12 protein-coding genes are annotated in these 11,562 nt (G+C 63.1%); all 12 read right to left on the minus strand.

Features of this window, described 5'->3' with window-relative positions; all coding sequences use genetic code 11:
• Positions 1-38 precede the first annotated feature (38 nt).
• Entirely contained in the window at positions 39-548 is a 510-nt protein-coding gene (locus tag ABIE16_RS17490; RefSeq protein WP_057714082.1) for a DUF1993 domain-containing protein, read from the minus strand.
• Positions 549-752: 204 nt separating this feature from the next.
• Positions 753-1,628, minus strand: coding sequence for an SDR family oxidoreductase (locus ABIE16_RS17495; protein ID WP_057714081.1), 876 nt, complete (start codon positions 1,626-1,628; stop codon positions 753-755).
• A gap of 162 nt (positions 1,629-1,790) precedes the next feature.
• Complete coding sequence (locus ABIE16_RS17500) at positions 1,791-2,939, minus strand: acetyl-CoA C-acetyltransferase (protein WP_057714080.1); 1,149 nt, start codon at positions 2,937-2,939, stop codon at positions 1,791-1,793.
• A 158-nt stretch (positions 2,940-3,097) separates the two neighbouring features.
• Entirely contained in the window at positions 3,098-4,153 is a 1,056-nt protein-coding gene (locus ABIE16_RS17505) for an acyl-CoA dehydrogenase family protein (RefSeq protein WP_429521650.1), read from the minus strand.
• Between the two features lie 10 nt (positions 4,154-4,163).
• Positions 4,164-5,330, minus strand: coding sequence for an acyl-CoA dehydrogenase family protein (locus tag ABIE16_RS17510; protein ID WP_057714078.1), 1,167 nt, complete (start codon positions 5,328-5,330; stop codon positions 4,164-4,166).
• A gap of 10 nt (positions 5,331-5,340) precedes the next feature.
• A complete protein-coding gene (locus ABIE16_RS17515) occupies positions 5,341-6,096 on the minus strand; it encodes an enoyl-CoA hydratase family protein (protein WP_429521651.1) in 756 nt (251 codons plus the stop codon).
• A gap of 30 nt (positions 6,097-6,126) precedes the next feature.
• A complete protein-coding gene (locus tag ABIE16_RS17520; protein ID WP_429521652.1) occupies positions 6,127-7,194 on the minus strand; it encodes an NAD(P)H-dependent flavin oxidoreductase in 1,068 nt (355 codons plus the stop codon).
• 2 nt (positions 7,195-7,196) lie between these two features.
• Complete coding sequence (locus tag ABIE16_RS17525) at positions 7,197-8,069, minus strand: enoyl-CoA hydratase (protein ID WP_046043072.1); 873 nt, start codon at positions 8,067-8,069, stop codon at positions 7,197-7,199.
• A gap of 23 nt (positions 8,070-8,092) precedes the next feature.
• The gene (locus tag ABIE16_RS17530) at positions 8,093-8,881 is read right to left on the minus strand and encodes a CoA-transferase subunit beta (RefSeq protein ID WP_218496128.1); all 789 of its coding nucleotides are present in this window, start codon (positions 8,879-8,881) and stop codon (positions 8,093-8,095) included.
• A 12-nt stretch (positions 8,882-8,893) separates the two neighbouring features.
• Entirely contained in the window at positions 8,894-9,775 is an 882-nt protein-coding gene (locus tag ABIE16_RS17535) for a CoA transferase subunit A (RefSeq protein ID WP_429521653.1), read from the minus strand.
• An 11-nt stretch (positions 9,776-9,786) separates the two neighbouring features.
• The gene (locus ABIE16_RS17540) at positions 9,787-10,683 is read right to left on the minus strand and encodes a VOC family protein (RefSeq protein ID WP_223503380.1); all 897 of its coding nucleotides are present in this window, start codon (positions 10,681-10,683) and stop codon (positions 9,787-9,789) included.
• Between the two features lie 254 nt (positions 10,684-10,937).
• A complete protein-coding gene (locus ABIE16_RS17545) occupies positions 10,938-11,297 on the minus strand; it encodes a DUF6124 family protein (protein ID WP_154861394.1) in 360 nt (119 codons plus the stop codon).
• Positions 11,298-11,562 lie beyond the last annotated feature (265 nt).

An 11,562-nucleotide genomic window follows, 5' to 3' on the forward strand; every position in this document is an offset into this window, starting at 1 on the left:
AGCCTCAGGCTCCGGGGGCTTTTTTGTACCCGGACGGTTTAGAACGCGCCCATGTAGTCGCGCTTGCCCACTTCCACGCCGTTATGGCGCAGCAGTGCGTAAGTGGTGGTGATGTGGAAGAAGAACTGCGGCAGGCCGTAGGTCAGCAGGTAGGACTGGCCGCTGAAGCGCTTCTCTTTAGGCGTGCCCGGACGGGTGACGATCTCGATGCCTTCCTTGCCGTTGATCTGCTCCGGCTTGATCGAGCCGATGAAGGCCAGTGCCTTGGCAATCAACGCTTGCAGTTCGGCGAAGGTGGTTTCGCTGTCGTCGTACTTCGGCAGCTCGACTTCAGCCAGACGACCGGTAACACCCTTGCTGAAATCAACGGCGATCTGCACCTGACGCACCAGAGGGAACATGTCCGGGAACAGGCGCGCTTGCAGGAACGCGTTAGGGTCGATGTTTTTTTCGGTGGCGTGAGCCTCGGCCTTTTTCAGTACATCGCTCAGGGCGTTGAGCATTTGCTGGAAAACAGGCACGGAAGCGTCGTACAGGGAAATGGTCATGGCAGGTCTCGTGTGGTGACTGGAGGGATCGCAGGTAACCTGTGGGAGCGAGCTTGCTCGCGATGGACGTGAACGATAACGCGTTCTGTCTGAATAAACGCGTAGCGCTGGAGTCCATCGCGAGCGAGCTCGCTCCTACAGGTGATCAGCGTTGGAACGTGGGCCGATTATAGCCATGCACACGCCTCCCGAGACCGGTCTTTTTCAGCTGCCGTAAACTTTGGCCGCAGGAACCGCCTGCGTCATCAGTTGAGCGACGGCATCGCCCATCTCGCCGACCGCCCAGCGGCCCTGGCGATCCAGTTGCGGACCACGGCGCCAGCCGTCGGCGATCGACAACTTGCCGCCCTCGACTTCGAACATCTGCCCGGTCACCTCGGCGGAAGCCTCGGAGCCGAGCCACACCACCAGCGGCGCGACGTTTTCCGGGGCGAAGTAATCGAAGCCCTCTTCAGGCTTTTTCATGGTGTCGGCGAACACTTGCTCGGTCATCCCGGTGCGCGCGGCCGGCGCCAGGGCGTTGGCGGTGATCCCGTAGCGGCGCAGCTCAGCCGCCTGCACCAGCGTCAGCGAAGCAATGCCGCCCTTGGCCGCCGCGTAGTTGGACTGACCGATGGAACCCTGCAAACCGGCGCCGGAGCTGGTGTTGATGATCCGCGCATCGACCTTGGCGCCGCCCTTGGCCTGCTCACGCCAGTACTTCACGGCGTGGCTGGAAATGCAGAAATGGCCCTTGAGGTGCACGGCCACCACGGCATCCCAATCGGCTTCACTGAGGCTGGCGAACATGCGGTCGCGGCAGATGCCGGCGTTGTTGACCACCACGTTCAGGTCGCCGAAGGTTTCGATGGCCTGGCGCACGATCAAGCCCGCCGAGTCATAGCGGGTGATGTCGTCGCTGTTGGCCACGGCACTGCCGCCCTGGCCGAGGATTTCGCCGACCACGGCCAACGCCGCTTCACGATTGATGTCGTTGACCACTACTTTTGCGCCTTCGGCGGCGAAGGCCAACGCGTAGGCACGGCCCAGACCACCGCCGGCACCGGTGATGATCACCACACGGTTTTCACAGATTTTCATGTTCTACATCCTTCAAATTCATCACGGGTCGACACAATTCCCTGTAGGAGCGAGCCCGCTCGCGATGGTCGTTAACGAAAACGCGGGGTATCTGAATGCCCGCGTCGTTCTTGAGTCCATCGCGAGCAGGCTCGCTCCTACAGGATCGGTGTACATCCTGGTTTACAAGCGTTCGATGATCGTCACGTTGGCCTGACCGCCGCCTTCGCACATGGTCTGCATGCCGAAGCGTCCGCCGCTGCGCTCCAGTTCATGCAGCAAGGTGCACATCAAGCGAGTGCCGGTGGCGCCCAATGGATGTCCGAGGGCAATCGCGCCGCCATTGACGTTGGTCTGTTCGTGGGGGTAGCCAGTCTCTTTCAACCAGGCCATGGCCACCGAGGCGAAGGCTTCGTTGATCTCCACACGGTCAATGTCTTCGAGCTTCATGCCGGCGCGCTTGAGTGCGTAAGCGGTGGCCGGGATCGGCGCGGTGAGCATCCAGATCGGGTCTTCGGCGCGCACGCTCAGGTGATGGATGCGTGCCCGTGGCGTCAGGCCGTAACGCTTGAGCGCCGCCTCCGAGACGATCAGCATCGCGCTGGCCGCGTCGCAGGTCTGGCTCGACACCGCGGCGGTGACCCGGTCACAGCCAAACAGGAATTCCAGCTCGGCCATTTTTTCCAGGCTGGTCTGGCGCGGGGTTTCGTCATGCAGCACACCGGCCAGCGGCACGATCTCGCGGTTGAAGCGGCCTTGCTCGATGGCCTGCAAGGCACGTCGATGGGACTCAAGCGAATAGGCTTCAAGTTGTGCCCGGGACAGGTCCCACTTTTCGGCGATCATCTGCGCCGAACGGAACTGCGTCGGTGGTTGCGCGCCATAGCGCCGCACCCAGCCTTCGGAACCGCTGAACGGATCAGTGAAACCCAAGGGCTCGGCGGCGATCATCGCCGAGGAAATCGGGATCTGGGTCATGGTCTGCACGCCACCGGCGATGACCACGTCCTGAGTCCCGCTCATCACCGCCTGGGCGGCGAAGTGCACCGCTTGCTGGGACGAGCCGCACTGGCGATCGATGGTGGTGCCCGGCACCGATTGCGACAGGCCGGCCGCCAGCCAACTGGTGCGGGCGATGTCACCGGCCAGCGGGCCGATGGTGTCGACACAGCCGAAGATCACGTCGTCGTAATCCTCGTCGGGAATGGCATTGCGCTCGACCAGCGCGCGCAATACGTGGGCGCCCAGGTCGGCGGCGTGGATCTGGCTCAGACCACCCTTGCGCCGCCCGGTGGGCGTACGCAGGGCGTCGACTATGTAGGCTTCAGGCATGGTCTACCTCGGTGAAAAAATTATGATCAGGCGCCGATAACCTGTGGGAGCGAGCTTGCTCGCGATGAGGCCGGCACATCCAACATTGATGCCAGCTGACGCACCGCCATCGCGAGCAAGCTCGCTCCCACAGGGATGTAGTCACCCTTACTGACGGGTTAGAACGTACTGCCCGCACCCAGCGCAGGCTTGCCGTCCAGCAACACAGCGCGAATCCGCCCCTTGTGCACACCGCGATCGCCCCAGACCTTGTCCAGCGCCCAGGCGCGCTTCATGAACAGATGCAAGTCGACTTCCCAGGTGTACCCCATGGCGCCGTGGGCCTGGATGGTGTTCTTCGCCGCAAGCATGGCCGCTTCCGCCGTTGCCAGCTTGGCGTGGGAGACGAATACGTCCTGATCTGCCTGCTGCTCTGCGAGCGCATAGGCGGCGCGATACAGCGGGCCTTTAGCGAACTCGATCTGCACCGCGACGTTAGCCATCAAATGCTTGACCGCCTGGAACGACCCCACCGGTTTGCCGAACTGCTTGCGCTCGAAGGTGTAGTCCACCGCCAGGTCGACCATGCGCTTGGCCAGTCCGAGCAATTGCGCGGCACTGGCGAGGGCGCCACGGTTGAAGGCAGCGGCCCACAAACGTCGGCCCTGTTCACCGCTGGCAACACAGGTGTCCGGCGTTGGCGTCCATTCGACCTGGAACAACTGACGGCTCGGGTCGACCGACTCGTTGCGGGTCAGGCGCACGGCATCACGCTCCAGGGCGTGCACTTCATCGCCACGGGCCAGCAACAGCAGATCGGCGACATGGGCATCGCTGACCAGCGGATTACCTGGCTCGGAAACCGCGAGACGCGCGCGGCCCTCGGCCACTCGCGACAGCCATTTTTGTTTGAGCGGGGCGTGTTGCTCATTCAGGGCGGCGAGCAACGGCACGCCGACCAGCATGGTGTCCACCAGCGGCTCAGGCAGACCGGCGTAACCGCACTCCTGGGCAATCAGCACGAAGTCCAGCTCATTCATGCCCATGCCGTCCTGTGCCTCGGGCACGGTCAGGGCGGTCAGGCCCAGTTCCACCAATTGCGCCCAGAGTTGCTCACTGCGCCCGCTGTCGCTCTGCCACAGTTCGCGAATGCGTTCCGGGGTGACTTCGTTGATCAGAAAGCTGCGGACGTTGTCCTGAAACAGCAGTTGGTCGCGGCTGAAACTAAAGTCCATGGTCTATTCCTCAGGCACGCGGCATGCCGAGCATGCGTTCGGCAATGATGTTGCGCTGGATCTCGTTGGTGCCGGCGTAGATCGGCCCGGCCTGGGCAAACAGGAAACCTTCCAGCCAATGGCCGACGTCACCGGCGGCCGGAGCTTGGGGCAGCAGTTCGCCACGCAAACCGAGAATGCTCATGGCGGTGTCGTGCATGCGCTGGTCGAGTTCGGACCAGAAGATCTTGTTGGTCGACGATTCCGGCCCGATCTTGCCGCCCTGCACCAGCTGCGAGGCGGTCATGTAGGTGCCCAGGGTGTAGGCCTCGGCATCGAGCCAGGCGCGCATCACTGCTTCGCCAATGGCCGGGTCGCGGTCGGCCTGCTCGCGGTTGGCCAGGTACAACTGCACCAGGCGCTTGGCGGTTTCCTGGAAACGCGCAGGCGAGCGCAGCAACAGGCCGCGCTCGAAACCGGCGGTGGACATCGCGACGTGCCAGCCCATGCCTTCGCCACCGAGGGCGTTCTCCACCGGCACCTTGACGTCGTCGAAGAAAATCTCGGCGAAACCCGGCAAGCCATTGAGCTGCGGAATCGGCCGCACGGTGATCCCCGGCGTGTTCAGCGGCAGCAGGATGAACGTCAGGCCGTGATGGCGCTGAGACTGCGGGTCGGTGCGGAAAATACCGAACGCCCAGTCAGCCCACACCGCGCGGGTCGACCAGGTTTTCTGGCCGTTGATCACGTAGTGGTCGCCCACCCGCTCAGCCTTGGAGCGGATCGCCGCCATGTCGGAACCGGCACCCGGCTCGGACCAGGCCTGGGCCCAGATGTCTTCGCCGGTGGCCATGCGCGGCAGGAATCGCGCTTTCTGCTCTTCGCTGCCGTACTCCATCAGGGTCGGGCCGAGCAGGAAGATGCCGTTCTGGTTGACCCGTGCCGGCGCCCCGGAACGGTAGTATTCCTCTTCGAAAATCAGCCACTCGATCAGGTCGCAACCACGGCCACCGAGTTCGGTCGGCCAGGTGACCATGCCCCAACGGCCTTCATTGAGCTTGGCTTCCCAAGCGCGGTGCTCGGCAAAACCTTGCTCGGTGTCGAACGATTGCAGCGGTTCACTCGGTACATTGGCCGCCAGCCAGGTCCGCGCATCAAAGCGAAAGGCCTGCTGGGCCGGGGTATAGGTCAGGTCCATGGATATGCCTTCAGCCGTTGAATCGGGCATCGCGTTTCTCGACGAACGAGTCGCGTGCTTCCTGAGAGTCCAGTGAGCGGTAGGCTTCGAGGGTGAAGCCCTGCTCCCAGCGGTATTTGTCTTCCAGATTGCCGTCTTCGATGCCGCTCAGCGCTTCCTTGGCCAGGCTGATCATGCCGGGGCTCTTGGCGGCGATGGTGCGGGCGATCTGCAACGCGGCTTCGCGCAAGTCTTCGTGCTTGACCACCCGCTCCACCGCGCCCAGACGGTACGCTTCGGCGGCGTCGATGGCCTCGCCGGTGAAGTACATGTGGCGGACTTTCTGCACCGGGAACAACCGCTGCAAATGCGCACCGCCGCCCATGGCCCCGCGATCCACTTCCGGCACGCCGAAGGTGGCGCAATCGGACGCGACAATGATGTCGGCGGCGCCGCAGATACCGATGCCGCCACCGAGCACGAAGCCGTGCACGGCGACAATCACCGGTTTCGGATTGCGGTGGATCGCCTTGAAACTGTCGTAGTTGCCCTTGTTCACCGCGACGATCAGGTTGCCGTCGGCGGCCAGTTCCTTGATGTCGACCCCGGCGCAGAAGCCGCGCCCTTCGGCCCGGATCAGGATCACCCGCACCTCGGCATTGCGCCCCAGGCTTTCGATTTCGCTGGCGATGTCGGCCCAGCCCTGGCAGTTGAAGGCGTTGACCGGTGGCCGGTTGAAGACCAGTTCGGCAATGCCGTTATCGATGCTGACGCTAAATGGTTTCATGGTTTCCTTCCTTCACAATACATGGCCCCTTCACGACACACGGCGGCACAGTTCACCCAGGCGCGCTTCGGCGTCGCGGACGATCTGTTCAATCAATTGGGCGCAGCTGGGCAAGCTGTCGATGGAGGCGGCGATTTGCCCGGCGGGCAAGACGCCCGCGGCCGGTTGCCCGTCGACCATGGCTTTCTGGATCACCATCGGCGCGTTGGCGGCCATGATGCTTTGCGCGGCGGTCAGCTCCCCGGCGCCGCGCATCTTCAAGGCACTGCCGAGCAACTGGGTCAGGCTCATGCCGGTGTGGCGGCGGTAGGCCAGGCCACTGCGCAATGCCAGCAACAGGCGCTTGAGGCCGCCGCTGTTTTCCAGTTGGTTAAGCAATTCGTTGCGGATCATCCGTTGCGGCATGCCGTCGATGGCGCGGCTGATGATGATCGCCGCCGGGTCCTTGACCGCCAGGTAACGCGCAAGCGTCGCCTGGGGCACCGGGCTGTCGGCGCACATCAGGAAGCGCGTACCCATGGCGATGCCTTCGGCGCCGTAGGCCAGGGCCGAAACCAGGCCCCTGCCGTCCTTGAAACCGCCGGCCGCCACCACGGGCACCGACACCGCATTGACCACTTGATCCAGCAGCATCGAGGTCGGCACGGAGCCGGTATGCCCACCGCCCTCGCCGCCCTGTACGGTCACCGCATCGGCGCCCATTTCCACGGCTTTCTGCGCATGCTTGAGCGCGCCCACCGTGGGAATGCACACCACGCCGGCGTCCTTCAGGCGACTGATCATTTGCTTGCCCGGCGAACGGCTGTAGCTGACCGCCCGGACTTTGTGACGCAACACCAACTCGACGATCTCGCCGGCGTTGGCCTGGTACATGTGGAAATTCACCCCGAACGGCTGATCGGTCAGGCGCCGGGTTTCGATAATCGCCTCTTCCATCTGCTGCGGTTCGATGGTCGCCCCGGCCAGGAAACCGAAACCACCGGCATTGCCCGTGGCCGCCACCAGTTTCGGGTCGGCGACCCAGCCCATGGCGGTCTGGATGATCGGATAACGGCACCCGAGCAGTTGTGTCAAACGGGTATTCAACGAGATCGCCATGCTCACGCCTCGCCCGTTTTGCGCTGGGAACTGGCCATGGCCTTGGCGTCGTAGCCGCCGAGGCGGTCGCCGGACACCAGTTCGTTGTGGGCATGAGCGAAGTGATGCAGACCGAACACCATGTCCATGGTCGCGCGCTTGCCCATCAGGTCTTCGGCATTGTTCACCGCTTGCTTGCTCAGCTGCAGGCCCAGGCGCGGCATCTGTGCGATGCGCCCGGCGATGTCGAGGGTCTGTTGTTCCAGCTCGTCGCGAGCAACCACCCGATTGAGCATGCCCATCTGATAGGCACGCGGTGCCGGCATGCGCTCGCCGAGGAACAGGAACTCCTTGGCGATGCGCGGATTGAGTTCATGCACGTGGGCGAAATACTCGACCCCGGGAATGCCCATTCGCACCACCGGATCGGCGAAGTAAGCATCCTCGCTGGCGACGATCAGGTCGCAGACCCAGGCCAGCATCAACCCACCGGCAATGCACGCGCCCTGGACCATGGCGATGGTCGGCTTGGGCATCTCGCGCCAACGGCGGCACATGCCCAGATAGACTTCCTGCTCACGGGCATACAAAAACTCGCCGCCCGGTTTGTTCACATGGTCGTACCACAGGCTGGCGCGGTCGAACGTCTTGTCGACGTCGCGGCCCGGGGTGCCGATGTCATGCCCGGCGGAGAAATGCTTGCCGGCGCCACGCAACACAATGACCTTCACTTCATCGTCATCGCAGGCCCGGCGAAACGCCGCGTCCAGCGCATAGGTCATCTGCGAGTTCTGCGCGTTGTGGAACTCGGGGCGGTTCATGGTGACAAGGGCCACCGCGCCACGCACCTCGTACAGCACCACCTCGGCCTGATTGTTATCGTTATGTTCAGCCATCACTTTTCTCCGCAACGCGTTGCTCAGCGTTGGCCTGGCGGGTTGTCTTTGAGTTGCAGGGCGCGCAGGTTGTGCGGGTCCAGACGCTGGATCAGCTGCAACTGCTCGGCCGTCGGCGCGGCAGTGGTCGGGCAATCGTCCGGCACGTGCAGCTCGAAGCCGGTGTTGTCCTGGACTTGCGCCGCCGTCACGCCGGGGTGCAGCGAACGGATGCGCATCTGCCGTTGCGGGCCCTGGAAATCCAGCACGCAGAGGTCGGTGATGATCAGGCGGATGTCGATGTCGTTCAGCGACCAGCCCCGTGCCAGTCGGGCCGGGTTGTAGCCGACCGAGGCGACCATATCGACCTCGCCTTCGACGAATACCCGGCGGTTGTGGCTCGGCACGCAAAACGAGTTGGCGTGGCTGATCGAGTTGCCGGGAAAACCGCGTACACCGAGCATCTGCGCCTTGGGTTTGACGTAGTCGCCGATGCAGGAAATGTTGGCCTGGCCAAAGCGGTCGATCTGGGTCGGGCCCACCAGGGCATGGCGCTTGCCGCCCCAGACGTTGTCGAAAATCCGCGAGAAACCCATCCAGCTGTCGCGCTTGGGTTCATAGCCTTTGCGCGCGCCCAACGGCACCGGCTCGGCAACCATGTAGGCTTCGGAGTCGGTCATCAGCAGTTGCGGGTTGCTGGTCAGCATGGCCAGCGAAGCGGCCAGACGCGGAATCACGCCGATGCCGGAGGCCAATACTTCGCCGTCTTCGCGCCAGGCTTCGGAGGCCGCGCAGATCATCAGTTCGGCGAGGCTGTAATCAGTAGTGCTCATCGGAAGGTTCCCTTAGAAAATCGGCAACGGCAGTTCACGGATCGCAGCCAGGCCGCCGACCTTTTCCAGATACTGTTCGTGGGTGCAGTCGACGTAGTCGCGGACATAGCCCTGCCAGCCATCGGCCGCCTGGACCGTGGCGTTGTAGGCCTTGAAGTGCGCGACGTCGAAACCGTACAGCGGCGCGCACGAAGACGGATGCGCCCCGCCCGGCACATGGGCCACGGCGGTGGTCAGGTTGCGTTCCCAGAACACTTGATGGGCGTGGGCGCTGTCCTGATGGAAGTAGTCGCTGTCGACCAGCTCATCGCAGGTTACGTAGCTATGGGTCGCGGCCCGTACGAACAGGTCGTCCATGTAGTGATCCGGACCGCTGATCTGGCACACCCCGCGTTTATCGGCACGGTCGACGTGCACCAGCGCCGCGTCGAGCTTGAGCGCCGGCATCGCCACCCAGTCCTTGCCATCGGCATAAGGCGAGGCGATCAACTTGATCTGGCGGTTGTGGCGCAGCACATCGGTGCCCAGGCCCACCGCCGTCGGAATGAACGGCACATTCATCGCCGCCGCGCGCAGACCGAGCAGCAGCATGCCTTCATCGATCTCCATCACTTCCAGCGCCGCTTCCTGGCGCGCCTTGCGGAAGTACGGTTCCAGCGGAATAAAGTCCAGGGAAACGAAGGCGAACACCAGTTTCTTGATCTTGCCGGCCGCGCAGAGCATGCCGACATCGGCACCGCCGTAGGCAACCACGGTCAGGTCCTTGAGGTCCGAGCGCAGAATCTCGCGCACCAGCGCCATCGGCTTGCGCCGCGGGCCCCAGCCACCGATACCGATGGTCATGCCGTCACGCAGTTGGCCGACGATCTCGGCGGTGGTCATTTGCTTGTCCATCGTCATGTTCCTCATTGGCGACCGACACTGAAGTCGTGGCCCCAGTGGCTGACCACGGTGCTTTCGAACGGCGTGTGGCGGTCCCAGTCGACCACCAGGCCATCGCAGCCGTATTCCAGGTCAAACCCGGACGGGGTCTTGATATAGAAAGAAATCATCTGGTCGTTGGTGTGCTGACCGAGGGTGGCCGACAGCTTCACGCCATTGGCGTGGACGCGGTCCAGGGCGCGGCCGACTTCGTCCAACGCGTTGACCTCGACCATCATGTGCACGCAGCCGTGGGGCATCGGGCACTCGAAAATCGCCAGCGAGTGGTGGCGGCCGTTGTTGCAGTGCAGGAAGTGAATACGCTTTTGCGGCTCGGCCGGGTCCGGGGTGAAGCGGACTTTCATCAGGTCCGACAGGCCAAAACCCAGCACCTGTTCGTAGAAGTCGCGGCAGCGCTCGAAAGCAGGTGCCGGCAGCACTACGTGGCCCATGCCCAGTTCGTTGGTAACGAACCCTTTGACGCCTACCGGCGAGACGAAACGGGCGAAGTCCTGCAACGGGCCCCAGAAGATTTCGTGACGGTTGCCATCCGGGTCGCTGAAGTGCACCAACTCCTGGACCTTGCGCAGCTCGGCCTCGGCCGCGGTGCCACGGGTCACTTGCACGTCGGCCTGTTGCAACTCGCTGACCGCCTGTTCCAGCGCCGCCTTTCCGGCCACTTCCCAGCCGCAGGCACCGAAGCCGTTCTCGGCGTTCTTCTGCACCAGGATGCGGTAGTGGCGCTCGTCCATCTTCAGGTACAGGTGCGCGTCGTCATCAGATCCGATGACCATCATGCCCAGCACCTGGCTTGCGTAGTGGCGCCATTGCGCCAGGTCGCTGGATAACAGGGTGACGTAACCCAGACCACGGATATCCATGGATGCACTCCTCGTTTTTCTCAGGCGGTGCCGCCCTTCGGCGACTGCCGGGGGAGACTTTATGTAGGGCCTATTCAAACGGGTTCGGGGAGGGGCAACATCGTCCAATGGGACTAGCGGAAATGATGGCGCGGAACCTGAAAAACCTGTGGGAGCGAGCTTGCTCGCGATGGCGGTGTGTCAGTCAACAGAGATGCTGGATGACAGGGCCTCATCGCGAGCAAGCTCGCTCCCACAGGGGGGGGGGTGCGGGGTTATGCAGCTGGTTCGATTTGATCGAGCACGCGATTCGCGGTGATTTCGGCGAGCATTACGCTATTGGAAATACCCAGCAGTGCATTACGGTCACCGCCCTCCAGATGATCCACCAGTTGATGCACCATCACATCCACCGAGGCCAACGTCTCGACGAGATAGACCACCAGGGTTTCGGTCGTAGCGTCAGGGTCGACGGTAAACAGTGTGCTGATTGTTCGAGGAGTGGCTTTGATGTCGGCTGTCGAGGGGAAGTGGTAAGCGAGGGCAGGCTCGGCGGCCTCGTTGAGTTTTTTGGAATCGGGCTCGTACGGGGATGCCGGATCGGTGTCCGGCGGGTTTGGCGTTACCTTGAACATTTACGACTCTCCAATAATTTGGAGCCGTCACCGACTTGCGACTAAACGAGAGGTGGCAGCTGTACGCAGGTTAGTCGACCGGGGAGAATCGAAACCGGCGCGCCCAAAGGCGCCCTGCGCACAGCTACCATAAAGTGCAGGTATGAAATGACCTGACTGTCTGGATGCAGATGCGCTTCGATTGACCACGGGCGACTAAACCCGATCACTGATGGGCAGTGACGCGAATCAAGTTACCGAGCGGCCCCAAGGCGCACAAGCCGGC

It is taken from the genome of Pseudomonas sp. 2725, from assembly GCF_050434585.1.
Taxonomy (GTDB): domain Bacteria; phylum Pseudomonadota; class Gammaproteobacteria; order Pseudomonadales; family Pseudomonadaceae; genus Aquipseudomonas; species Aquipseudomonas jessenii.